The organism is Streptomyces sp. NBC_00440 (genome assembly GCF_036014215.1).
GTDB lineage: Bacteria > Actinomycetota > Actinomycetes > Streptomycetales > Streptomycetaceae > Streptomyces.
In genome coordinates, this window is sequence record NZ_CP107921.1 from 8,357,546 (window position 1) to 8,381,387 (window position 23,842).

At 69.7% G+C, this 23,842-nt stretch carries 20 protein-coding genes and 2 pseudogenes; 6 read left to right on the top strand and 16 right to left on the bottom strand.

The window, feature by feature from the left end:
• Positions 1-16 precede the first annotated feature (16 nt).
• The 9 genes and pseudogenes from OHB13_RS37175 to OHB13_RS37215 form a co-directional block, all read right to left on the bottom strand.
• Positions 17-898 (bottom strand): IS5 family transposase, encoded by an 882-nt coding sequence (locus tag OHB13_RS37175; RefSeq protein WP_328380492.1) that lies wholly within the window; start codon positions 896-898, stop codon positions 17-19.
• A gap of 55 nt (positions 899-953) precedes the next feature.
• A pseudogene (locus tag OHB13_RS37180) lies at positions 954-1,154 on the bottom strand (CoA-transferase); the annotation flags it as partial.
• A 70-nt stretch (positions 1,155-1,224) separates the two neighbouring features.
• Complete coding sequence (locus tag OHB13_RS37185; RefSeq protein ID WP_328380157.1) at positions 1,225-1,980, bottom strand: SDR family NAD(P)-dependent oxidoreductase; 756 nt, start codon at positions 1,978-1,980, stop codon at positions 1,225-1,227.
• Positions 1,977-2,948 carry a fumarylacetoacetate hydrolase family protein gene (locus tag OHB13_RS37190; protein WP_328380158.1) on the bottom strand — a complete coding sequence of 324 codons (972 nt, stop codon included), beginning with the start codon at positions 2,946-2,948 and terminating at the stop codon, positions 1,977-1,979. Before OHB13_RS37190 ends, OHB13_RS37185 begins: the two co-directional genes overlap by 4 nt.
• A gap of 86 nt (positions 2,949-3,034) precedes the next feature.
• Positions 3,035-3,973, bottom strand: a complete 939-nt coding sequence (locus OHB13_RS37195; protein WP_328380159.1) for a VOC family protein — start codon at positions 3,971-3,973, stop codon at positions 3,035-3,037.
• 4 nt (positions 3,974-3,977) lie between these two features.
• Complete coding sequence (locus tag OHB13_RS37200; RefSeq protein WP_328380160.1) at positions 3,978-4,988, bottom strand: amidohydrolase family protein; 1,011 nt, start codon at positions 4,986-4,988, stop codon at positions 3,978-3,980.
• Complete coding sequence (locus OHB13_RS37205; protein ID WP_328380161.1) at positions 4,985-6,118, bottom strand: FAD-dependent oxidoreductase; 1,134 nt, start codon at positions 6,116-6,118, stop codon at positions 4,985-4,987. Before OHB13_RS37205 ends, OHB13_RS37200 begins: the two co-directional genes overlap by 4 nt.
• A gap of 46 nt (positions 6,119-6,164) precedes the next feature.
• Positions 6,165-7,121 (bottom strand): cyclase family protein, encoded by a 957-nt coding sequence (locus OHB13_RS37210; protein WP_328380493.1) that lies wholly within the window; start codon positions 7,119-7,121, stop codon positions 6,165-6,167.
• Between the two features lie 5 nt (positions 7,122-7,126).
• Positions 7,127-8,128 carry a fumarylacetoacetate hydrolase family protein gene (locus tag OHB13_RS37215; RefSeq protein ID WP_328380162.1) on the bottom strand — a complete coding sequence of 334 codons (1,002 nt, stop codon included), beginning with the start codon at positions 8,126-8,128 and terminating at the stop codon, positions 7,127-7,129.
• Between the two features lie 136 nt (positions 8,129-8,264).
• Here OHB13_RS37215 and OHB13_RS37220 point away from each other — a divergent pair, with 136 nt between their 5' ends.
• Both OHB13_RS37220 and OHB13_RS37225 read left to right on the top strand, forming a co-directional pair.
• Positions 8,265-9,173: a LysR family transcriptional regulator gene (locus OHB13_RS37220; protein ID WP_328380163.1), complete on the top strand. Its 909-nt coding sequence runs from the start codon at positions 8,265-8,267 to the stop codon at positions 9,171-9,173.
• Positions 9,174-9,261: 88 nt separating this feature from the next.
• The gene (locus OHB13_RS37225) at positions 9,262-9,885 is read left to right on the top strand and encodes an IclR family transcriptional regulator (protein ID WP_328380494.1); all 624 of its coding nucleotides are present in this window, start codon (positions 9,262-9,264) and stop codon (positions 9,883-9,885) included.
• A gap of 114 nt (positions 9,886-9,999) precedes the next feature.
• On the opposite strand, the gene OHB13_RS37230 is transcribed toward OHB13_RS37225, so the two are convergent.
• From OHB13_RS37230 to OHB13_RS37245, 4 genes are all read right to left on the bottom strand, one after another.
• A complete protein-coding gene (locus OHB13_RS37230; RefSeq protein WP_328380164.1) occupies positions 10,000-10,968 on the bottom strand; it encodes a PDR/VanB family oxidoreductase in 969 nt (322 codons plus the stop codon).
• Positions 10,969-11,085: 117 nt separating this feature from the next.
• Positions 11,086-12,111 (bottom strand): aromatic ring-hydroxylating dioxygenase subunit alpha, encoded by a 1,026-nt coding sequence (locus tag OHB13_RS37235; protein WP_328380165.1) that lies wholly within the window; start codon positions 12,109-12,111, stop codon positions 11,086-11,088.
• A gap of 121 nt (positions 12,112-12,232) precedes the next feature.
• Positions 12,233-13,030, bottom strand: a complete 798-nt coding sequence (locus tag OHB13_RS37240) for an IclR family transcriptional regulator (protein ID WP_328380166.1) — start codon at positions 13,028-13,030, stop codon at positions 12,233-12,235.
• A gap of 413 nt (positions 13,031-13,443) precedes the next feature.
• Positions 13,444-14,829, bottom strand: a complete 1,386-nt coding sequence (locus tag OHB13_RS37245; RefSeq protein ID WP_328380167.1) for an MFS transporter — start codon at positions 14,827-14,829, stop codon at positions 13,444-13,446.
• Positions 14,830-15,096: 267 nt separating this feature from the next.
• Between OHB13_RS37245 and OHB13_RS37250 the strand changes: the two genes are divergently transcribed.
• From OHB13_RS37250 to OHB13_RS37260, 3 genes are all read left to right on the top strand, one after another.
• Positions 15,097-16,200, top strand: a complete 1,104-nt coding sequence (locus tag OHB13_RS37250) for an LLM class flavin-dependent oxidoreductase (RefSeq protein ID WP_328380168.1) — start codon at positions 15,097-15,099, stop codon at positions 16,198-16,200.
• Between the two features lie 14 nt (positions 16,201-16,214).
• Positions 16,215-16,805 (top strand): NADPH-dependent FMN reductase, encoded by a 591-nt coding sequence (locus tag OHB13_RS37255; RefSeq protein WP_328380169.1) that lies wholly within the window; start codon positions 16,215-16,217, stop codon positions 16,803-16,805.
• Between the two features lie 109 nt (positions 16,806-16,914).
• On the top strand, positions 16,915-19,398 hold the full coding sequence (locus OHB13_RS37260; RefSeq protein ID WP_328380170.1) for a glycoside hydrolase family 3 protein: 2,484 nt from the start codon (positions 16,915-16,917) through the stop codon (positions 19,396-19,398).
• Between the two features lie 41 nt (positions 19,399-19,439).
• Here the strand turns inward: OHB13_RS37260 and OHB13_RS37265 are convergent, their stop codons facing one another.
• Together OHB13_RS37265 and OHB13_RS37270 are read right to left on the bottom strand one after the other, a co-directional pair.
• A complete protein-coding gene (locus OHB13_RS37265; protein WP_328380171.1) occupies positions 19,440-20,123 on the bottom strand; it encodes a TetR/AcrR family transcriptional regulator in 684 nt (227 codons plus the stop codon).
• Between the two features lie 246 nt (positions 20,124-20,369).
• Positions 20,370-21,512, bottom strand: a complete 1,143-nt coding sequence (locus OHB13_RS37270; RefSeq protein WP_328380172.1) for a PQQ-binding-like beta-propeller repeat protein — start codon at positions 21,510-21,512, stop codon at positions 20,370-20,372.
• A 213-nt stretch (positions 21,513-21,725) separates the two neighbouring features.
• Between OHB13_RS37270 and OHB13_RS37275 the strand changes: the two genes are divergently transcribed.
• Positions 21,726-21,899 carry a hypothetical protein gene (locus OHB13_RS37275; protein ID WP_328380173.1) on the top strand — a complete coding sequence of 58 codons (174 nt, stop codon included), beginning with the start codon at positions 21,726-21,728 and terminating at the stop codon, positions 21,897-21,899.
• 323 nt (positions 21,900-22,222) lie between these two features.
• Here the strand turns inward: OHB13_RS37275 and OHB13_RS37280 are convergent.
• Positions 22,223-23,768 (bottom strand): annotated as a pseudogene (locus tag OHB13_RS37280) (MFS transporter).
• Between the last annotated feature and the right edge of the window lie 74 nt (positions 23,769-23,842).

A 23,842-nucleotide genomic window follows, 5' to 3' on the forward strand; every position in this document is an offset into this window, starting at 1 on the left:
GGCTTCGAGCGGCGGATCACGTGCGGAGCCAGAGCCGGACCGCGGCAACGGTGACAGTGCCGTGAAAGATGAAGGCGCGTTTGTCGAATCTCGTAGCCACGGCCCGGAAGTTCTTCAGTGTGTTGATCGTCCGCTCTACTTCGTTGCGGCGCTTGTAGATCGTCTTGTCGAAGCCGGTGGGTCGACCACCGTGGCTGCCGCGCCTTTTGCGGTGGGCCCGTTGGTCCTTCGGTTCGGGGATGGTGTGCTTGATCTGGCGTCTGCGCAGGTAGCGGCGGTTGCGTCGGGAGCTGTACGCCTTATCGCCGCCGAGATGGTCCGGCCGGGTCCTGGGGTGCCCGCCACCGCGGCGGCCGACGCGGATGCCTTCCATGACCGGGATGAACTGCGGGGCATCGCCCCACTGGCCTGGTGTGATCAGCAGGGACAGCGGGCGGCGACTGCCCTCCCCAGCGAGGTGGATCTTGCAGGTCAGTCCGCCCCGGGAGCGTCCGAGTCCCTCGTCGGGGCGGTGCTGCCGGGGCGTGCTTCTTTTTCCCGGCACACGCGGAGGTCTCTTCCGCGCTCCGGCAGAGTGCTGGTGGGCCCTGCAGGACGTCGAGTCCACGCTCACCATCGACCAGTCGATGCGACCTTCAGCATCAGCGTCGGCCAGGACAGCTGCGAAGATCTTGTCCCACGTGCCGTCCGGCGACCAGCGTCTGTGCCGCTCGTACGCGGTCTTCCACGGGCCGAAACGCGCAGGTAGATCCCTCCGAGGCACTCCCGTGCGCTGCCGGAAGAGGATCCCGTTAATCACCCTTCGGTGGCTCGCCCAACGACCTCCACGCTGACCGGACTTCGGCAGATGCGGTTTCAGCCGTGTCCACTCGTCGTTCGTCAGATCTCCCCGCCCCATGTCCATGCCAACGAATCGAGAGCGAAGTGGTCACATGATCCGCCGGACAGGCTCTAGCGGAGAGCAGCACGCCCAGGCCGTGGTCGTCGACGCCGCAGTTGTTCGAGACGACCTTCAACCCGTGTGCGCCCTGGGCATGGAGAGCGTCGATGAGGGTGCCGGGGATGCCGGAGAGGCCGAATCCGCCGACGGCGAGGGAGGCGCCGTCGGGGATGTCGGCGACCGCCTCTGCGGCGCTGCCGATGACTTTGTCCACGGTGGTAGGCGGTCCTTTCAGGGGAGCGGGTGGGGTGATCAGGGCAGGACGGATTCGCCATCCGCGCGCCTTACAATCCGGCTTCCGTGCGCAGGGCGTCGGAGATCGACTTGGCGCCGCCGTGGGCGGTGTAGCCGCCGTCGACCGGGATCTCGGCCCCGGTGATGAAGGAGGCGTCGTCCGACAGCAGGAACGTGACGAGCGGGGTGATCTCGTCGACGGTGCCGGTGCGGCCGAGCGGGGTCTCGCGAAGGTTGCTCTCGCGGAAGGCGGGGGCGGCCGACGCGGTCATCTCGGTCTCGATGAAGCCGGGGTGGATGGTGTTGACGCGGATGCCGCGTGGCCCGAGTTCGAGTGCCGCGGTCTTGGACAGGCCGCGCAGGGCCCATTTGCTGGCCGTGTACGCGACCGGGTAGTGGGCGGTGAGGGCGGCGGAGGAGCCGACGTTGACGATCGAGGCGCCTGGTGGCATCAGCGGGGTGAGGTGCTGGATGCCCAGCAGCGGGCCGGTGACGTTGACAGCGTGGACGCGGGCGAAGTCGTCGGCGCGTATTTCGTCCAGGCGGGCCCGCCAGGTGACGCCCGCGTTGTTGACCAGGCCGTGAATCTGCCCGTATGACTCCCGCAGTTCCGAGGCCAGTTGGGCCCACTGCGTTTCGCCGGTGACGTCGAGCGGGCGGATGCCTGGGGCCTTGGTGACGTCGGTGGCGATGACGCGCGCGCCGTCGCGGGTGAGCGCCTCGACCTCGGCGGCGCCCTGCCCGCGGGCCGCGCCGGTGACGACCACGACCTTGCCGAGAAGCCGCTTGGTGTGCAGGTCGCTCACGGACGTTCCCGGGCGCGGCGTCGACCGGCGGGCAGGGCGATGGGGGCGGCGCCGGTGACCACGGTGTTGGCGACCGTACCGAGGCCCTCGACGGTGAGCGTGACGGTGTCGCCGGGCCGGAGAGGCGGTGGGGTCTGTTCGCCCCGCAGGCCCCACAGCTCGGCGAGGCAGCCGCCGTTGCCGCAGGTGCCGGAGCCGAGGACGTCGCCGGGTACGACGCGGGTGCCGCGGGAGGCGTAGGCGGTCATCTCCTCGAAGGTCCAGCTCATGTTGGAGAGCAGGTCCGTGCCGATCACCTGGCCGTTGACCTCGGCGGTCAGCGCGAGGCGCAGGAAGCCGTCGGCGGCGCGGTACGGTTCCAGTTCGTCGGGCGTGACGAGGTAGGGGCCGAGTGTGGTGGCGGTGTCCTTGCCCTTGCAGGGGCCGAGGCCGACCTTCATTTCGGCGGACTGGAGGTCGCGGGCGGACCAGTCGTTGAAGACGGTGTAGCCGATGATGTGGTCGCGGGCCTGTTCCGGGGTGAGGTCGTGGCCCTCGCGGCCGATGACGGCGGCGACTTCGAGTTCGTAGTCGAGGGCGGCCGAGCCGGGCGGCATCGGGATGTCGTCTTGCGGGCCGAACACGGCGTGCGGGTTGGTGAAGTAGAAGGTGGGTGCCGCGTACCACTGCTCGGGCACGCCGGCGACGCCGTCGACGGCCTTGCGTACGCCTTCGACGTGTTCCTCGAAGGTGACGAAGTCCCGTACGGAGGAAGGCTGGAGCGGGGGCAGCACCCGTACCTGGGAGACGTGCGGTCCCGGCGGTACGTCGAGCGCGGCTGCGCCCGCGTCGAGGAGGGCGGGCAGACCGCCGCCGGAGCGCAACAGATCGGTGAGTGACGCGATGCCGGGCAGTGGGTAGAGGGTGCCGTCCGCCTCGACGACGGCGACACGGGTGCGGTGCTGGTGAGCGTAGGTGGCGAATCGCATGGAGGCTCCTGGCACGAACAGGGGCCGGGGGCGCGGGGTGAGTCAGGGCATGGACAGGGCCGCCGCGCCCCCGGAGCTTGGGGTGGTCAGACCGGCGGGGCGACGAACACGCCGCGGTCGGGGTCGTTGAAGGACTCCTTGGCGACGATCTCGTTCATCGCGTTCGCCGTGCCCCACTGGTCGGTGACCTCGGGCTGGGAGAAGTCGTAGACGTGCGGGTGCCAGGTGTCCTCGTCGAGGTTCTCCAGCTCGGTGGTGTACTCGACGGTGTTGCCGTGCGGGTCGAGGAAGTACGTGAAGGTGTTGTCGCCCGCCATGTGCCGGCCCGGGCCCCAGATCTTCTTGAACCCGGCCCGCATCACCCGGCCGGAGCCGCGCATGTACTCGTCGATGCCGCGCATCTCGAAGGAGACATGGTGCAGGGCGGTGTGCGGACCCTGCGCGATGGCCATCGAGTGGTGCTGGTTGGAGATCCGCATGAAGTGCATGACCTCACCCATGTGCGGCGAGGACAGAGTGTCGGACAGGGCGAAGCCGAGGTGACGCTCGTACCACTCACGGGTCCGGTTCAGGTCGGGGGAGTTGAGGACGACGTGCGAGAGCTTGACCGGGATGGCCTCCTTCTCCTCGATCCTGCGGTGCTGTCGGACCTCGACGTCGGCGGAGACCTCGATGGTGCGGCCGTCGACGTCGAAGAAGCGGAAGCCGTAGCCGCCGCCAGGGGTGTCGACCTCGCCCGGATGTGATATCAACTGCACGTCTCCGGCGAGGAGTTGCCCGGCGAGGGTGTCCACGTCGGCCGTCGATGCCGCTCCGTACGAGACGAGGTCGAGGCGCTTCTCGCCGGCCTTGCGCAGCCGTAGGACGTACTGCTCGGGGGAGCCCTCGGCGGCCAGGAAGGAGATCCCGGAGTCCTCGGCGACCTTGGTCAGGCCCCAGACGCCGGCGTAGAAGTCGAGCTGCTTGTCGTAATCCGGCACCGCCAGGTCGACGTGCCGCAGGTGGGTGAGCAGACGTCCGCTCATGGGGTCAGTCCTTCCGGAGATGGAGGAGGGCGGCCGCGTTGCCGCCGCGGACGGCGTGGAATGCGGCGTCGGGCAGACGTGCGGCGCGCAGCGCGCTGAGCGGGTCCTCGGTGCCCATGTCGAAGGGGAAGTCGGAGCCGAGCAGCACCCGATCGGCGCCCGCGGCACGCACCAACTCCCTCAGTACGTACGGGTCGTGTACCAGGGAATCGAAGTAGAGACGCTTGAGGTAGCTGCTGGGCAGGTGGGCGCAGCCGGAACCGGCGTCGGTGCGGGTCGTCCAGGCGTGGTCGGCGCGGCCGATGTGGGTGGGGAGGTAGCCGCCGCCGTGCGCCGCGATGACCTTCAGGCCGGGGTGACGGTCCAGGGCGCCGGAGAAGATGAGGTGGGAGAGGGCGACGGCGTTCTCGGTGGGCTGGCCGACGGAGTTGGACAGGTACCACTGGTCGAGGCGCTCGTCGAGGGTGCAGCCGAAGGGGTGCAGGAAGACGATCGCGCCGGTCTCCTCGGCGCGTGACCAGAAGGGTTCGTAGGCAGGGTCGGACAGTTCGCACCCCGGGGCGTGGCTGGAGATCTCCACCCCGGACAGGCCCTGCGCCAAGGCGTGTTCGAGCGCGCGCACTGCCTCTTCGGGATGCTGCAGCGGTACGAGACCGAGGCCGTGTAGCCGATCCGGTGCGGCCGAACAGTGCGCCGCGGTTGCCTCGTTGGCGAGCCGGTACACCTTCTCGGCCGTCTCCTCGTCGGCCCAGTAGTGGTAGTGCGAGGGGGACGGACTGACCAGTTGGACGTCCACACCCTGGGCATCCATCGCCGCGAGGCGGACGGCCGGATCGGTGAGACGGGCGATGCGTTCGCCGATCATCGGGCCATTGACCTGAAGGGCGGCCGGTCCGTTGCGCCGCGCGTCCAGGGCCTTTGCCTCGGCGAGCCCGGGCAGGCCGTCCACCAGTGCCTCTATCTCGGGCAGCAGGACGTGGGCGTGCACGTCGACCGTGGGCGGTGTCGTCGTCACGGCAGCTCCCGCAGCATGGTCATGGTGCGGCCCATCAGGCCGGGCACGTCGGCGTCACGGACCCCGTCGAGCTGCCACTGGCCCAGCTGCACGGACGCGTCCACGACGGGCCGTACGCGGGCGATCCGCCGCTCGTAGTACGCCTGGAACAGCACGTCGTCCCAGGCGTCGTCTCCGGTCAGCAACTGTGCGAGGACCCAGGCGTCCTCCAGGGACAGGGCCGCGCCCTGGGCGAGGGTGGGCGGACAGCAGTGGGCGGCGTCGCCGACGAGGACGACGCGGCCGCGGTGCCAGGACCCCTCGACCAGCATCCGGTCGAACCAGGTGTAGTTGACCTGCGTCGGGTCGGTGATCTGCGCGGTGATCTCGGGCCAGTGGCCGCCGTAATTCCGTGCCAGAGACCGCATCTCGTCGGCGTACGTGGTCGGCGGGATGGAGGCGCGGTCTCGGTTGGCCTCGACGACGTACGCGTAGAGCGTGCTCTCGCTGGTGGGGCAGTAGCCAGCGATGTAGGCGGGGCCGCCGTAGGCGAGGTCGGTACGGGTCATGCCTGCCGGGCGGGGCGCCGCGACGCGCCAGATGGCCATGCCGGTGGGTTCGGGCCGGTCCGTGATGCCGATCGCGGCGCGGGTGGTGGAGCCCATTCCGTCGGCGGCGATGACCAGGTCGTAGCGGGATGCGGTGTCGTCGCTGAAGCCGACGGTGACGCCGTCGTCGGCGGACTGGTCCAGCGACGTCGCCCGGAGGCCGAGGCGGACGGTGGCGCCACTGGCGCGGACCGCGTCGATCAGGATGTTCTGCAACTGGGGGCGCTGCATGCCGACGGTGGCGGGCAGGTCGTCACCCCCGGTACGCAGGTCTTCCGCGACGTGCAGGACGGTGCCGTCGGGGGCGGTGATGCCGACCGCGCCGAAGCCGTAGCCGGACTTCTCCACCTGGTCCCACACGCCGAGTTCGCGCAGCACGCGCAGGGCGTTGCCCTGGAGGGTGATGCCGGAGCCCGCGGTGGCGTTCCAGTCGTCCTTGGCCTCGATCAGGTCGACGGCGATCCCGGCGCGGCGCAGCAGGATCGTCGCGGCGTTTCCGGCCGCGCCACCGCCGATGACGAGGACCGTGCGGGGTGTGCTCATGGGGGAACTCCTTCGTTCCGCTGGTGACTTGCGGGCTGAGGGCGTGCTACTTGACGGCGACCGGGTTGACCGGGGAGCCGACCGCGCCGGTGATCGGCAGCGGGGCGGCGGTCAGCCAGAAGTCGTACGCACCGTCGTGTGCGCAGTCGTCGGCGAGCGCGTCCAGGTCCCACATCTCGCCGATGAGCAGGCCCATGTTGGGGATGGCGACCTGATGCAGCGGTTGGAAGGCGTGGTCGAACTCGTTGGGCCGGGCCTCGAAGCCCCAGGTGTCAGTGGCGATCGCGGCGATCTCGGTGCGGTGCAGCCAGTCGGCTGTGGTGAACGAGAGGCCGGGTGCCGGGCCGCCGGCGTACTCGCCCCAGCCCTCGCGCCGGGCGCGGGCGAGGCGCCCGGTGCGCACCAGCACGATGTCGCCGCGGCCGACGGTCACGCCGTGCGCCTTCGCGGTCGTGCTCAAATGCTCCTCGGTGATCGCGAAACCGTCCGGCAATTCGCCGTCCTCGCCGATCACTTGGCCCACGTCGAGAAGGATGCCGCGCCCGGCGACGCAGGGGGCCATGTGCTCGATGCCGGTGACCAGGTCGCCGTCGGAGGTGACGACCTGTTCCGCCGGGCGGCCGTTCCACGCCTTGCCGTGGTCGAAGATGTGGCCGAGCCCGTCCCACTGTGTGGAGCACTGCAGGGGCATGGCGATCACGTCGTCGGCGCCGCCGATCCCGTGCGGGAAGCCCTGGTTGCCGAGGGCGGCGTCGGTGCCGGTGTCGAGCATTGTGTGGACGGGGTTGGTCCGGCGCCGCCAGCCCTTCTGCGGGCCGTCCATGTCGAAGCGCTGTGCGAGGGAGAAGCTGACGCCTCGCCGTACCAGCGCGGCGCCCTCGCGGCGCTTGGCCTCGTCGAGGAAGTTGAGCGTGCCGATCCGGTCGTCCTCGCCCCAACGCCCCCAGTTCGAGTACGCCTTGGCTGACTCGGCGATCGCGCCCTCCGGGTCGGCCCGGTCCAGAGCCGTCACGCCGCCACCTCCGCCGCACATCGGGTGCGCTGCGCGCCGAGACCGGTGATGGAGCCGTCCATCACGTCTCCGTCGCGCAGCAGGCGGCCCCAGTGCATGCCGTTCCCGGCCGGTGAACCCGTCAGCACCAGGTCTCCGGGGAGGAGCTGAGCGGCCTGCGAGGCGTAGGAGACCATCCGCGCCACATTGAAGATCATGTCCTTGGTGGACTCGTCCTGCATGGTCTCGCCGTTCAGCTTCAGCACCAGCCGCAGGTCGTCGGGGCTGGCGATCGACTCGGCGGGCACGATCCACGGGCCGAGCGGGGTGAACCCCGGCGCGTTCTTGCTGCGCAGCCAGTCGGTGCCGATCTGCGGCATGTCCCGGCGGAAGACGGTCGCACGGTCGGTGAGATCGTTGGCGATCGTGTACCCGGCGACGTACTCCAGCGCCTCGTCGACGGAGATCCGGTACGCCGGGCGGCCGATCACGGCCGTCAACTCCAGCTCCCAGTCCGGCTTTTCGGCCCACGCGGGCAGCACGACATCGTCGTAGGGCCCGGTGATGGCGCTCGGCAGGCCGATGAAGACGTACGGCAGGTCTTCCTTCGCCCGCCGGTCCATGATCTCCGCGGCCTCCGCGCGCCGCTCGTCCTCCGGGCGGTCGTCACCGGGCGTGCGGTGCGCCACGTGCAGATCGATGACGTGCCGGCGGTAGTTGGCGCCGGACTGGAAGACCTGCCGCGGCTCGACTGGGGCGTGCACCCGGAACTGCGCCAGCGGCCTGCGCACCACGGAGCCGTCATCGGCCAGGGCGCGCAGCCGCGGCAGTACCGCAGCCCAGTCCTCTAGGAGCCGACGTACCGTCAGCCGGGCGTTGTCCAGGCCGGCGCGCAGGTCCAGCACGTGCTCCTCGGGCGTGACCAGCGCGGGGAACGCGGGACCGTCCGGGGCCGAGAGCGTCGCGAGGGCGAAGGGGCCGGCGAAGGGTGCGGAAGCGGGAGCGGGTTTCACGGACATGTCCTCCTGATTGCGGTGGGACTAATCTGGACCCGCCACCAATGATCAGGGAAATAGATTGCATGGATGGAAGCCATCCGTTAGGCAGATTTCTCCTGGTCAGCGCCGACTGACGCCGTACAGCAAGGGAAAGAACGTGAATCTGGCCCGCTTGGACCTCAACCTCGTCGTGGCCCTGCGCGCGCTACTGGAGGAGCGCAACGTCACCCGTGCCGGACAGCGCGTCGGACTAAGCCAGCCCGCCATGAGCGCCGCCCTGTCCCGGCTGCGCCGCCACTTTGACGACGACCTGCTCTCCCGCGTCGGCGGCCACTACGAACTCACCGCCCTCGGACAGGTCCTCCTCGACCGCACCTCCACCGCCTACGACGTCCTCGAACGGCTCTTCTCCAGCCAGGCCGACTTCGACCCGGCCAAGGAAAGCCGTGAGTTCAAGCTGGTGGCCTCCGACTACGCAGTCGCCGTCTTCGGCGCCGAACTCGCCCGCGCCGTCCACGAGGAGGCCCCCGGAATCCGGCTGCGCTTCGCGCAGACCCCGCCCACCGTGGTCGACGACACCGCCACCCTGCTCAGCACCGTCGACGGACTGCTCATGCCGCACGGCGTCATCAGCGACTTCCCCGCCACCGACCTCTACCACGACCGATGGGTCTTCGTGGTCGCCGACGACCACCCATCCGTCACCGACCAGCTCACCCGGCAGGACCTCGAGGAACTGCCGTGGGTCACCTACCAGCGCACGTACGACGCACCGGCCGTGCGCCAGCTCGGAATGCTCGGCGTGGAGCCACGCGTGGAGGTCTCCGTCGATAGCTTCCAGCTGCTACCGCAGCTGGTGGGCGGCACCCGGCGCATCGCCATGGTCCAGGCCCGGCTCGCCCGACTGCTCGCGCCGATCGCCCCCGTGCGGATCGTGGAACCTCCCTACGAGGCGGTCCCCTTGCGGGAGGCCCTGTGGTGGCATCCGGTGCACACGCACGATGCGGCTCATATCTGGCTGCGCGAGACCGCCGCGCGCGTCGGGGGCAGACTGCCCGCGCGATGAAGCCACCGCACCACGAGTCGGTCCTTTCCCGTGCGCGCGCATCCTGGAGGCGTTCAGCCAGGACGAGCCGACGCTGACCGTCTCCGAGATCGCTCGCCGCACCGGTCTGCACGTGGCCACGACCTCCCGCCTGGTGGGGGAGCTGGTGGCGCACGGGTTCCTGAGCCGGGACGACGACCGTCGCGTGCGCATCAGGATCCGGCTGTGGGAACTCGTCGTACGGGCTTCGCCGACACTGTCCCTGCGCGACGCCGCGATGCCGTTCATGGAGGGCGTACACGACGTGGTGGGCCACCATGTGCAACTCGCCGTCCTCGACGGCGAGGAGGCGCTGTTCCTCGAGCGGCTCTCCGCCCCGAACGCGCTGATCAACTACACCCGTATCGCCGGACGGCTTCCGCTGCACGCCTCCTCCAGCGGCCTGGTCCTGCTGGCCCACGGCCCGGCCGCGCTGAAGGACCGAGTCCTCGCGGGGGAGATGACCGCCTACACGGTGGCCACTCCGGCCGCCCCCGCGCGGCTGCGCGCGCTCCTTGCCGAGGTGCGCCGTCAGGGATTCGCGTACCGCCCCGGGTACGTGCGCGACGACGCACTCGGGATCGCCGCGCCGGTGCGCGAGGCCGACAAGGTGGTCCGGAAGGCCGGTACCAAAAGCACAGCAAGACCTACCCGACCAAAGCACTCGCGGATGCCCGACGTGCCGACCTGTTGACCACACCTCGAGACGGCGCAGTTCGGGCGGGTACTACTCCTGGTGTGTCGCCGGCAACGGCGCACAGGAGGGTCTCTGTCTAGGTTGCGGCAACGGAAACCAGCGGCATAAGCGTCACAGATCCAGGACGAGTCTTGGGCTTCGTGCCCGCGAAACACAGATCATTACCGTGTCGTCCGCAACACGCTCCTGCGGGGAGAGCACGCTGTCTCGGTGGTCGGCTTGCCCGGCCACCAGCCCCGTTTCGCAGGTGCCACAGGTGCCCTCGGTGCAGGAGTAGAGCGGGTCCAGCCCCGCCGCTTGAAGGGTATGCAGGATCGACTGGTCGGCCGGTACGTTCAGCACCCTCCCGGATTGGGCCAGTTCGATCTCGAAGACCGAGTCCAGTGCGCGTTCCGCGGCTGTCGGTGTAAAGCGTTCCAGGCGTAGCTGCTCCGCTGGAACGAGCGCCTCGACCGCTGTGAGCAGGGATGCAGGTCCGCACGCGTAGACGAGCTCGCCGCCCCCGAGGCCGGCCAGGTGGTCACCCAGATCCAGCGAGCCCTCAACGAGCCGCATCCGCTCGTCCGGGAAGCAGCGTGCGAGTTCTTCCCTGAAGGCCATGGAGCTCCGGGACCGTCCGCCGTACAGCAGTGTCCACGGCGCGCTGTCGTCGACCGCCGCGAGCATCGGCAGGATCGGGGTGATCCCGATCCCGCCGGCAACGAACCGGTATCCGGTGGCCGGCTCCAGGGGAAAGTGGTTGCGCGGCCCGCGTGCCTGGACGTGGCACCCCTCCCGCAGTTCGGCGTGGACGTGCGCTGAGCCTCCGCGTCCTGCGGGCTTCAGCAGGACCGCGATGCGGTACGTCACGGCGTCGCCGCCACACAACGAGTACTGGCGTTGCAGCCCATCGCCCAGCAGGAGATCGAGGTGGGCGCCCGGCGCCCACGGCGGCAGCGGGTGACCGTCGGTACGACGCAATGACAGCGAGACCACATCCGTCGCTTCCTTGACGCGCTCAGTGACGATGAGATCGAGCAGGTCATGAGTCACGGGGAGGGCCCTCCGACGGACGGGGTGTGCGGTGGTCGGGGTGGTCATGCAGCCACTCCCAGAGTTCTTCGGGGTCCTGGCTGCTGAAGGTCGCGGCGCAGTGGCAGGTACCGAGAAGCTCGTCGGTGCCAGGAAGCCAGTGCACCCTCAGTACGGTGTCAGCGGTCATCGTGCGGAGAGCTTGGCCAGGATGCGGCGGGCAGCGAGGGCACCGGTGTCGATGTTGATGCTGAGTTCCTGGTAGCCGGCGGGCTCGGTGTCCAGGCACCGCTGCAGCAGGTTGAGGGCATCGACATCCTGCATCACCACGGTGTGGTTGAAGTCCCCCAAGAACGTGGTGACCTCCTCCTCCTGGACCGCGAAGTTCCGCGAGACGGCCCAGAAGTCGTAGACCTTGCCCGGCGCAGAAGGCGTGATCGCATAGGTGATCTCGGTACGGAAGACGGGCTCCGCCTGCCCGGTGGGGCTGATCCGGCTGTGCAGCAGGTACAGGCAGGGCGCGTGGTACTCGATGTCCTGCAGCCGCTGGATCCGCCCCTTGATCCCGGTCGAGCGGGCGTAGAAGGGAGGGCATTCGGCATCGAGCATATGGCGGGAAACGCGGACCGCATTTCGCTCCACGTCGACGTCCGTGGTGATCGGCGTCTCCGCGACCTCGGGGGTGCCGATGTATCCGCCGTGCAGGTAGGTCTCGTGGGAAAGGTCCATGAGGTTGTCGACGAGCAGACCGTAGTGCGCGTCGATCGGCTCCATGCCGCTGATCGTCGTCCAGTCGTCGGCGGTGAGGTGCGGCGCGCGTGGGATCGCAGCCGGATCGGCCTTCTCGGGGTCGCCGATCCATACCCAGATGAACGAGTCGACCTCCGCCACCGGGTAGGACGTCACTCGCGCGGTACGGGGGATGCGCTGCTGGCCGGGGACGGAAACGCAGGTGCCGGCCGTGTCGTAGGTGAAGCCGTGGTACCCGCACACCACGCGGTCGCCGTCCAGGTGGCTCTCGGAAAGCGGGAAGCGGCGGTGAACGCAGCGGTCGGCAAGCGCGACAGCTCGTCCGTCCTCGGTTCGGTAGAGGGCGAGCGGCTCACCGAGGAGGGTGCGGCCGAGCAGTTCCCGTCCGACTTCGGTAGACCACGCGGCCACGTACCACTGGTCACGAGCGAAGTCGGAAGGGTTGGTGGAAAGGCCGGTCATGGCAGGGGTCCCTCCCTGAGATGTGTGATGCGGCGCTGGTGCGCTGCCACTGCACGACAGGGTGCTGGTCAGTCATTCGGCGCACAACGCGACTTTTGTCAGGCGGAACCATTGGCGGAACTCAACCAGAGCCGTTGCCTGGTCGTATTTCGGGCCGCCATCCCAATGCCCGGGAGATGCCCCGCCCAGCCAGCCGCACGGCCGGGACGAGAGCCGGCGTCTGCGCACCTTCCCAAGGGACCACAATCGAGACGGCTGCCACGACGTCACCGCGTAGTCCGCGCACCGGTGCAGCGACAGAGAGGGCATCCCCGGTGATCTGGCGGTCGCTCACCGCGACACCAGAGCGCCGTACTTCGGCAAGGGTGCGCTGCAGCCGCGCTGGGTCGGTGAGGGTAAAGGGAGTGAATGCGGACAGCTCGCTGGCGCAATAACGGTCCTGGATTTCATGCGGCCCGTGCGCAAGCAGTACCAGTCCGACGCCGGTGGCATGCAACGGCCAGCGGGCGCCTATCTGGGAACGGACACCGATGGCTGAGCGGCCGGAGAGCCGTTCGATGTAGACAACGTCCTGCCCGTCGCGCACGGCCAGATGCACATTCTCGTGGGTGGCCTCGTACAGGTCCTCCAAGAAGGGCAGCGCCGCCTGCCGTAGTGCCACCCCGCGCGGGGCCAAGGCAGCGACCTCCCACAACCGAAAGCCGATCTGGTACAGCCCCGTCTCGTCCCGCTCCAGAGCCCCCCACGAAGTGAGCGTGGCAACGAGGCGGTGTGCGGTGGGCAGCGTCAGGTCAGCGCGCCGGGCGATGTCGGTGAGTGCGAGCGTCGGGTGTGCCTGCTCGAACGCCGACAAGACAGCGAGCAGGCGATCGGCGGCAGACCGCGGTTCTGGTACCACGGGTTCAAAGGGCGTCGCCATCGCTCGTTCTCCTTCGATATCAGGTGTGTGAGAACCGTTGGCAGCACCAGATCGTCCCGGCTCAGGACGGGATCGGCTACAAGATCCTGCCCGCCCGCACACTGCGGGCCACGGACAAGTACGCGGTCGAGCATGCTTTTCGGCTCGCTGAAGACGATGCTGCTCGAACACCTGCTGGGGTTCACCGGCACGGATGTCGTCGCTCAGGGAGAGGATCCCGAAGCCGACGCGGTGCTGACCATCGGGCACATGAAACACGTCATCGCGACCCGGATCGTGAAGAACTGGCGGAAGCACCCAGCTGAGCGAGTACGCGCAAAGCTGTGGTGCCCCGGGGCACCACAGCTCGACGGACTACCTGTTCGCCGCGGCGTTGCGCCGAAGGCGGTGAGTGGTCTCGTTTCGTGTGCTGGTCACTTCTGTCGTTCCTTGAGCTCTTCGAGGATGCGGGGGTGCAGGGCGTCCATCCGCCAGAAGCACATGACCAGGAGCTGGAGCAGCAGCAGGGCGATCGGCGCTCCGTAGTAGAGCCAGCGCAGGCCGTTCACGGTGGCTGCGGCCACGTGGTCGGGGTCGAAGGCTGTCCAGGCGAGGGCGCCGGCGACGAGGGCGCTGCCCAGTGCGGTGCCGAGTTTGGTGGCGAGGGACTGGGCGGCGTTCAGCAGTCCGGTGGCCCGGTTGCCGAACTTCCACTCGTGGTAGTCGACCGAGTCTGCGACGAGGGTGAAGCTGGAAGTGAGGCTGAGGCTGATGACCAGGCAGGCGCACGTGTACACGATGATCAGCAGCGGGAGGACCGACTCGGTGAAGGGCATGACGAGATACAGCAGGGCGCCGACGGCCAGAGCGAGGACGTTGCCGCGCCGCTTGCCGAAACGGGCGAAGTAGCGGGGGGCTGCCAGTGAGCCGACGAGCAGGGAGCCGGAGATCAGCGGGAGCAGGATGGAGATGGTCCAGGGTTCCTTGAGGACGTACAGGGAGAAGTAGACGGTGACGGTGGTGAGCAGTCCCAGTCGGGTGAAGTTGACCACCATGAACAGGGCGGCGAGGACCCAGGGGCCGTTGTGCAGGCCCTGCCTGACCGTGGTCCAGGCGCCGGTGAAGGTCTTGCCGGCCGCTTCCGTCGCGGGCAGGTCGCCGTAGTGCTCAGTGGTGGCGCGGAAGGTGAGCAGGAAGAAGACGGCACTTCCGGTGCCGAGAAGGATGGCGGTGAGGAGGTAGCCGCGTTCCTCGCTGCCGCCGCCGAACGCGGTGACCAGGTGCGGGGTGGCCACGGCGACGAAGATGGTGCCGATCGACATGCCGACGGCGCGGGCGGTGCCCAGTTGCATGCGCTCGTGGCTGTCGCGGGTCATGAGCGGCATGAGGGAGCCGTAGGGGATGTTGACGACCGAGTACACGACGCCCATCAGCAGGAACGTGACGGCCGCGTAGACGACCTTGCCCGTGTGGGAGACGTCGGGTGAGACGAAGGCCAGTACGGAGAGCACGCCGAAGGGGACCGCGCCGTAGAGCAGGTAGGGGCGGGCGCGCCCGTGGCGGCTGCGGGTGCGGTCGACGGCCGCCCCGACCACGGGGTCGGCGACCGCGTCCAGGACGCGGGCGAGAAGCATGAGAGTGCCGGCGACGGCCGCCGATATGGCGGCGACGTTCGTATAGAAGTACAGCAGGAAGCTGCCGGTGAAGTTCCACGACAGGTTGGAAGCGAGGTCGCCGAGGCCGAAGCCCAGCTTCTCCTTGCGGGACAACGGTCGCGGACCAGCCTGTACGGGCGCAGCCGCAAGCATCGGGTCTGTCATGTGCACGCACGCTCACTTCGTTGTGAAGACAGAAACGGGTACGAGAGTGGCGGGCGCGGGCCTGCTGCGGCTCGGCGGACCCCACCGTGTCCGACCTGCGGCGCACTGGGCGTCCCGGTGAGGTCGATGGCCGAAAACGTGTCACGCCGACAGCCCAACGTCAATACAGAATTCTGTTTTTGTTTCCTCGGTTCCCGGTCTTGACCGGGGGCTATGGCCGACCTAGATTCAGAATCTCGATTCCGTTTATTCGATCTGGGGCTGCTCGTGCACTTCTCCGTGTTCCTCGTCGGCCGTTCCACCGGTCCCGACGACGACTCCTACGTCATCCAGACCCTGGCCGACCACGCGCTGGAGGCCGACCGGCTCGGCTTCGACGCCGTCTTCCTGCCCGACCACCACTTCACCGGCTACGCGCCGATGGCATCGGATCCATTCCTGTTCGCGGCCTACCTGGCCGGCCGGACACAGAACGTGCACTACGGCTTCTCGGTGACCACGCTGCCGCTGCACCACCCGGTCCGCTTCGCCGAGCGGGTGAACCTCCTCGACCACCTCACCGGCGGGAAGCTGCTGGTCGGCATCGGCTCGGGCACCACCCCCGAGGAGACCATCGGCTTCGGCGTGAACTTCCAGGACTCCAAAAACCTCATGGACGCCCAGGCCGAACTGGTCCAGCGGCTGTGGGCGAAGAAGGTCGAGGACGAGCCCATCGAGTTCGAGCACGGCCCCTACAAGGGCGCCGTGGTCCAGCGAATCGTGCCCGCCCCCTACAGCGACCGTCACCGCCTGATGAGCGTGGCGATGCGCGAAACCAGCACCGCACGCGCCGCGAAGTACGGCTGGCCCGCCTTCATCCCCGCCTTCGTCCCGCCGATCCCAGCGAGCGGGGAGCCGTCGACCGCCTTCCAGAAATACCTCGACGCCTACCGGGCGGCCATGGCCGGCTCCGGACAGCCGCAGAACGTCATCGACGACTCCATGTCCTGGACCACCCACTCCTACCAGTGCGTGCACGTCGCACCCACCGACGAGCAGGCCCGGGAGGAACTGGACATCATCCTCGGCGCCTACCAGGAAGCCATCGAGCGCGAGCACGCCTTCAACAAGCGGGCCGAAGCCATCAGCGGCGTCGACCTGCCCGACCCGCCGAACGCACTGTCCGAGGACTGGATCCGCACCTGGTGCCTGTACGGCAGCCCGGAGACGGTCGCCGAACAGCTGCGCCACTACGAGCAGCTGGGTGTCGGCAACATCCTCATGGGCTTCACCAACGGCCCCCTCACCCCCGAGCGCTACGCCCTCACCCAGTCCTCGCTGCGCCTGTTCGCCGACGAGGTCATGCCCCGCTTCCGCTCCACCGACCAGTAAGGCAGCTCCACACCATGAGTCACCTCATCGTCGGTATCGGCGGCACCACCCGCCCCGGCTCCAGCAGCGAACTGGCCGTGCGCACCGCCCTCGCCGCCACCGAGCGGCGCGGCGCCCGCACCGTGCACTTCGGGGGCGACTTCCTCGCCGCACTCCCTCACTACGCCCCGGAGCGCCCCGAACGCACTGAGGAGCAGAAGCGCCTGGTCGAGGCCGTGCGGCAGGCCGACGGGCTGGTCATCGGCTCGCCCGGCTACCACGGCGGCATCTCCGGACTGGTCAAGAACGCCGTCGACCTGCTGGAGGACCTGCGCGACGACGACCGCGTCTACTTCGACGGCCGCGCCGTCGGCCTGGTCGTCACCGCGGCCGGCTGGCAGGCGTGCGGGACCACGCTGAGCGCCCTGCGTAACGTTGTCCACGCCATGCGGGGCTGGCCGACACCGCTGGGCGTCACCCTCAATTCAGCACGAACCAGGCTTTTCGAGGCCGACGGCACCTGCGCGGACTCCGCCGCCGCCGACCAGCTGGCGATGCTCGGCGGCCAGGTGCACGACTTCGCGCTGCGGCACGCCGCGGCCCCGGCCGCCGTGCGCGCCGCCTGAAACCGGCAGCCGCGTCATCCGGCGTGCCCACCCACCCCCGCGATGGCGCAGGCACGCCGGCCGCCCTCCACTCCGCACGACAGCTCACCGACGAAGGCCCTGTGACCCCGTGAACGACCCGGACAACCTCGACCTGCTGGCCCGCCTCACCGCCGGCGCCGACATGCATACCACGCACCGAAACCCCGAGCACCATGTGCGCGCTCTGCGCCTGGTCGACGGCCCCATGGGCGTCACCGGCGGCCTCCTCGACGAGCGGGACATCTCGCTGTTGGCGCCCTGCGGCACCGCGCTGGCCGCCACCTTCAACCGCACCACCGTGGAGGCGGTCGGGGAACTGCTCGGGGAACAGGCCGCCGCGCGCGACGTCGACGTCCTGCTCGGCCCCAACCTGAACCTGAGCCGCAGCCCGGCGGGCGGCCGCAACTTCGAGCACTTCGGTGAGGACCCCTACCTCGCCGGCGTCCTCGGGGCCGCCTGGATCACCGGTGTGCAGAGCAAGGGTGTCGCGGCCTGCGCCAAGCACCTGGTGTGCAACGACACCGAGACAGGCCGCCACGGCTACGACGTCCAGATCGACGAACAGACCCTCCACGAAGTCTATTTGGCGCCCTTCGCCGCCGCCGCGCGCGCCGGCGTATGGGCCATGATGGCCGCCTACAACAAGGTCAACGGCCAGCACTGCGCCGAACACCCCGAGCTGCTTACCCGCGTCCTGCGCGAGCAGTGGAACTGGGACGGCGTGGTGATGTCCGACTGGTTCGGCACCCACTCCACCACCGCCTCCCTCACCGCGGGCCTCGACCTGGAGATGCCAGGGCCCGCCCGCCATCTCGGTCCCGCCGCCGCCGGGGCCGTGCGGGCCGGCGACGTCGCCGCGTCCACGGTCGAGCGGGCCGCCGAACGCTTGGCCCTGCTGTCCCGGCGCACCGCCGGACGCACCGCTCCCACCCGGCCGGCCGCCGAGACCCGGCGGGTGCTGCACGAGGCGGCGGCAGACTCCTTCGTCCTGCTGAAGAACGACCGCACACTCCTGCCCCTCGCCGCTGACACGACCGTCGCGGTTCTCGGCCCCCACGCCGACCAACCCGCCTACCAAGGGGGCACCTTCGCCCGCATCGCCCTCGGCCCCGAGGTCCGCACACCCCTGGCGGCACTGCGCCAGGCACTCGGCCCCCGGGTCACGGCCCACGAGCCCGGCGCACCGTCCGAGTCCCGCGTGCCCTCCCTGCTGCCCCTCGGCCCCCGGGCCACCGGTTCACCCGGCGCACCCGGTTTCACCGTCACCTACCACCACGTCAACACCGACGGCGCGGTGTCCGAGCCTCTGGCCACCGACACCCGGGCCACCGGGATCCTGGTGTGGTTCACCGAACTGCCCGGCATCGGCGCCCTGGCCGACCTGCCACCCGGGTCCAACGGGCTCGTACGGGCTTCGTGCCTGCTCACACCCGAAACCGACGGCACCTACGACTTCCACTTCGCCGGCACCGGCGACGTACGCCTGCTGATCGACGGTCGGGAGACCGGACGAGGGGGTTCCCGGGCACTTGCCGCCGACGTGATGGGAGCACTGCTGCACGGAGACGTCACCCGGGCCCCCGTCGAGCTGACAGCCGGCCGGCAGGTCCGCATCGACTTCGAGATGAGCTTCACCGGCGGCGGCCGCGCCCAGGGCATGCAATTCGGCGGACATGCCGCCGTGCCGACCGATCTGGCCGAGCGCGCGGTGCACGCCGCACGAGAGGCGGACGCCGCGATCGTATTCGCCGGAGTCTCCCAGGACAGTTCACTGGAGAGCCAGGACCGTGACTCCCTCGCCCTGCCCGCCGCCCAGACCAAACTGATCGAGCAGGTCTGCGCGGCCAACCCGCGCACCGTCGTGGTGGTCAACGCCCCCTTCGCCGCGGACATGCCGTGGGCCGACCGGGCAGCGGCCGTCCTGCTGACCTGGTTCCCCGGCCAGGAGTACGGACCCGCCCTGGCCGACGTCCTGACCGGGGCACTGGTACCCGGCGGACGACTCCCGGTCACGCTGGCCCGCGCGGACACCGACCACGCCGTGACAGCGACCGCCCCGTCCGACGACGGCCGCCTCACCTACACCGAAGGCGTCCTGACCGGCTACCGGCACTTCGACGCCCTGCACACAACACCCCGCTTCTGCTTCGGCCACGGCCTCGGATACGGCGACATCCGCTGGCGCGCCGCGCACCTGCACACCGACCCCACCAGCCGGCACCTCGCCCTGGCCGGAGTCACGCTCAACAACGCGGCAGGGCGGGTCGGCAAGGAAGTGATCCAGGTGTACGCCGCCCCGCTCACGGACACCAATACCGCGGAACCCGGCCGCCCCGAACAACACCTGGTGGGCTTCGCCGCCGTCCACGTCCCCCCCGGGCCGGCGGAGCTGCGGGTCGACATCCCCCTGAACGTGCAGGACTTCAGCATGTGGGACACCCGGGCAGGCAGCTGGCAGCCGCGGGCAGGCCGGTGGGAGATCCGCCTGGCCCGCTCCAGCCGGGACATCTTCCAGCGCTTCCGTGTCTACATCGACCGGGACGGCAATTTGCTCACGGGCCCGATCGGTTGAAACCCGCGGCGCCGGACGCAAGGGCGTCTGGCGCCGAGATCTCAGGACCCCGACGACCTGTCGAAGCACAAGAACGACAACGTCATCGCACCGAGGTCCTCGACGAGCGCGGACAGGCCACCGTCGCCGCCCGCCGCCTCCGCAGCCTCCGCCGCAACGTCCAGAGCCATGGCACGAGCGAGCGTCGCGTACACAGTGACGAAGCAGGACCCGACCGCCCGCTCCGGATCCGAGTGGCGGATCTCGTCCCGGCGCGCCAGAAGCAGGGCTGTGAAGCGGTCCCGCAGATCGAAGTAGCCCACCTTCCCGACCCTGGCCACCGTCTCGTCCACCGCGCCCAACTGCATAAAGGCGCCCAGTACCTTCCCGCGCCGTTCCAGCAGACGGGCGAACCCCTCGATCAGTTCGGGCAGCAGATCCGGGAGCGGCTTCCCCTCCCACCGGTCAGCGCGCAACAGCTCCTGCTGCTCGGTGGAAAACTGCTCCTGGAACCGCTCCTGCGCCGCGCGGAGGACATCGTCCTTGCCGTCGACCCGGGTGTAGATGGCCCCCACCGAAACCTTGGAACGTCGGCTCACCTCAGTGAGCGAGAAACCCTGGTAGCCCTGCTCGGCGAGCAGCTCCAGGGCGGTGTCCAGCACCAGCTCGAAGGATCGCTGACTGCGCTCCTGCTTAGGAGCTCGAATGCCGGACGGCTTCGCGGGGCGCTTCTGGGAGGTGGGCACCCGCTCAGTCTAGGGAACCGCTCGCCGAAGGAGAGCGGCGCCCGACCCCGGCCGACGTACAGGCGACGCTCTCCACCGCCTCGGTCGACTTTCGTCGACAGACCTTGAACCAGCTTCTCGTCGCCGATTCCTAGCGCGCCTGTACCACGCCAGGAGCGCGGCCGCACTCCAGGGCCGGGGAACGGGCGGTCCAGGCAGCCCGAAAGCCCTGGCGGTAAGCAGCCCCAGGCCCTTGGAAAGAGTCGCTCACCCGAGCCCGGTACTCCGGCCGCCCCGGAAGCGCTGGGCGGGCCGCAGGCGTGGGGGCATCAGGCCCTGTTCGGCCTCCGCGGCGATCACGCTGTCGCGGCCAGCGGCCAGGAAGGCGATGCCCTGCCACAGGAAGGGGGTGGTCCCCCGGCCGCGCCCACCCAAGTCGCGCTGCCACAGCCGCTTTCCCGTGGCCAGGTCCACCGCGCACAGGTACCGCCGGTCGCGTCCCGTGACCAGCCAGCCCGTCGGGCCGCTGATCGCGAACGCGGAACCGCCGTCGGCGTCCGCAAGCCGCCAGCGCTGCTGGCCGTCGGACGCGTTCAGCGCGTAGACGCCCACGCGCTCGACGCTCACGTACACCGTGTCGCCCCGCACGGCGGGTGCCTCCAGGACCGGGCCACCCGTACGGCATCCCCACAGGTCGCGCCCGCCCCTGTTGAACGCGGAGAGCACCGCGCCGGAGCCGGCGTACACCACCCGGTTCGCGACGCTCGGCGGACAGGAGGACCCGAACTCCTGCCGGCCGCCGCCGGCGTCACGCCACAGCAGTTCTCCCGAGCGGGCATCGTAGGCGGACAGCTCGCCCTCGCCCCCGTTGTGGAAGATCCGGCCACCGGACAGAGCGATCGTGTTTGCCCCGTAGTCGCTCTTCGGGGTCTGCCACAGGTCCTGCCCGCTCGCGGCGTCCACCGCCACCAGATCCCCTTTGCCCCGGATGAACTTGAACGGGTAGCCGACGTCCGACAGGTAGACCACACCCCCCTGCGCGAGAACGTTCTTGCAGTACCGGGAGCCCTCGCGGTGCCAGCGGACCCGGCCGCTGACCGCGTCGAGCGCCGACAGCCCGTGGTTCCAGTCGGTGACGAAGACCTGGCCGTCCATGACCGCCGGTGCGTTGCACACACCCCCGGGAGCGGCGAAGCGCCAGCGGCACGCGCCAGTCAGGGCGTCCAGGGCGAAGCAGGGGCCCCGCGAGGCATTGACGTACACCGTGCCGTCGCAGACGACCGGCGAGCAGTCGAACTCTCCGCCCCGGTACCGGAAGCGCCAGGGCCGGAACCCGTCCGGGACCGCACCCTGCGGATACACACCGGCTCGGTCGGGCCCGCCCAGTTCGTTCACGGCCGTCGGTGCCATGCCCCGCCCCTCACGTCGGACAGCGGAGCGCCGGCCGCCCCGCACGCGCGCCGATCCTAGACCGGGCAGCCCGCCGCTCCCACACCTTCAACTCCACTACCCCTGCAGCCCGCTTGGGGCTCGCCCTTGTCAAGCGAGGCACTTTCACGTTCCGCTCAAGCCGGTCGAGAAGCTGTTCGAGGAGGCCCCGGCGCGGCCGATGACGGACGCCGAGTGCCTGCGCCGCCACACTGGCAGTCCGGCACCGCTCAGCTGCTGCCCCGCTTGATCGCCCGCCGTACCCGCGGCCCGCTGTTCCTCACCGACCGCAAGGCCCCGGCCGGAACGCCGACACTGGACGTGTGCCCGGAGACCGGCCGGGCCACGGCTCTCCTACCGTCGGGCTGAGGAGATCTTCGAGGAGAACACCCGGCTGCTGGCGAACCCGCTCGCCTCACCCGAGGACAGAGGACCTGAACGGCTGGACACTTCACCGGCTCCGCCACAGCGCCCTGACGCACGACGCCGAGGACGGCACCTCCACCCCGATGCTGCTGGCCCGCTCCCGACACGCATCCGTCCGCTCCCTGGAGCGATACGCCCGCCCGGGCGTCGACGCCGTGGCCCGGCACGTCGCCGGACGCGATCCCGCCCGCCCGCCGCAGGTGAGCCCTCACGAACCGAGTTCGGGGCTACTTGCTGCTTGGTGTTCGAAGCAGGACTACTGGCCATCACGACGAGAGGGTCGCGGGCTGTGGGTCGGCAGATGATTCCGTCGTGCGCGTCGTCTTACCTGCGCCCCTCAGCCATGTGAACGAGAAGAGGGCGGCACCGGCCATGACGACGGCCGCGCCGACAGCCGCGAGGCTCATCCCGTGAGTGAACGCGTCACGCGCGGCCGCCAGTACGGCATCTTCGGTCCCGCCCGGAAGCTGGGCCGCGGGGGCCGTCGCGCCGCCCAGCGTTTCGCGGACGGCTTCGGCCTGCGGTACTCCCGAGGGCAGTGCTCCGGCCATATCCCGGGTGTACACCGCTGCCCCGATGGATCCGAGGATCGCCATGCCCAGCGCTCCGCCGAGTTCCTGGCCTGACTCCAGCACGGCCGCGGCTGATCCCGCGCGCTCCGGCGGGGCCGCGCCGAGGGTGAGTTCGTTGGCGAGGGTCATGGCGGCGACCAGGCCGCCCGCGTACAGGGAGACGCCGGCGAGGGTGAACCAGAGTGCCGAGTCGGTGCGTACCTGGGTGAGCCAGAGGAATCCGCAGCCAGCGAGGAGGAAGCCGCCGCCCATGACGTATGCGCGGTCCATGCGCTGTGCGAGCGCAGCTCCGGCCGGCGCCATGACGGCCACTCCGGCGGCCGGTACCAGGCTCCACAGTGCGGCGTTGAACGGGCTCAGCCCGAGGACGGACTGCAGATACTGGGTGAGGAAGACAGCCATCCCGACCGTGGCGAACATCGCAAGGAGATTGGCGAACACCGGGCCGCGGAAGGTGCGCCGGCCGAGCAGGCCGAGGTCGATCATCGGATGCGCGAGGTGCTTCTGCCGGAGTACGAAGACGAAGCCGAGGACGAGCCCTACGCTGATGGCGAGGGCGGGCAGGGGCTTGTACCCGTGCCGGGCCCATTCCTTGATGCCGTAGATGACCAGGAGCACAGCGCCGAGGGACAGCACCGAGCTCAGCAGGTCGAAGCGCTCGCGCTTCGCTGACTTGAACTCCGGCACGAGGAACGGCACCAGCACCATCGCGGGCAGGTTGATCAGGAAGACCGCGCCCCACCAGAAGTGCTCCAGAAGCAGACCGCTGACCACGGGGCCCCAGTGAAATGCCCGTCGTCATGACGGCGGGCCACAGGGTCACCGCCTTGCCGCGCTGCTTCTCGTCGTGGAAGAGGTTGCGGATCAGGGCGAGGGTCGAGGGCATCAAGGCGGCGCCGCCGAGACCCAGCAGCGCGCGTACGGCGATGAGCAGTTCGGCGGTGTGCGCGTACGCGGCGGCGACCGAGGCCGCTCCGAAGAGCACCGCTCCCGCGAGCACCAGCGTGCGCCGGCCGATCCGGTCGCCGAGCGCCCCCATCGGGATGAGGAGCCCGGCGAGGACGAAGCCGTACATGTCGAGGATCCACAGCGTCGCGCTGGGCTCCAGGTCCTGACTGACGTAGGGGATGGCGAAGTACAGGACCGAGACGTCCATCGAGACGAGGAGCAGGGGCAGCATCAGGACGCCCAGGGCGGTCCATTCCTTGCGCCCCGCGCGGGGGCCGGGTGTGTTCTCCATGAACGGCAGGGAACCGGGAGCATGGCGTACGCCGCAAACAGATACCTAGTGCACCCCGCCAACTATCGGCTTTG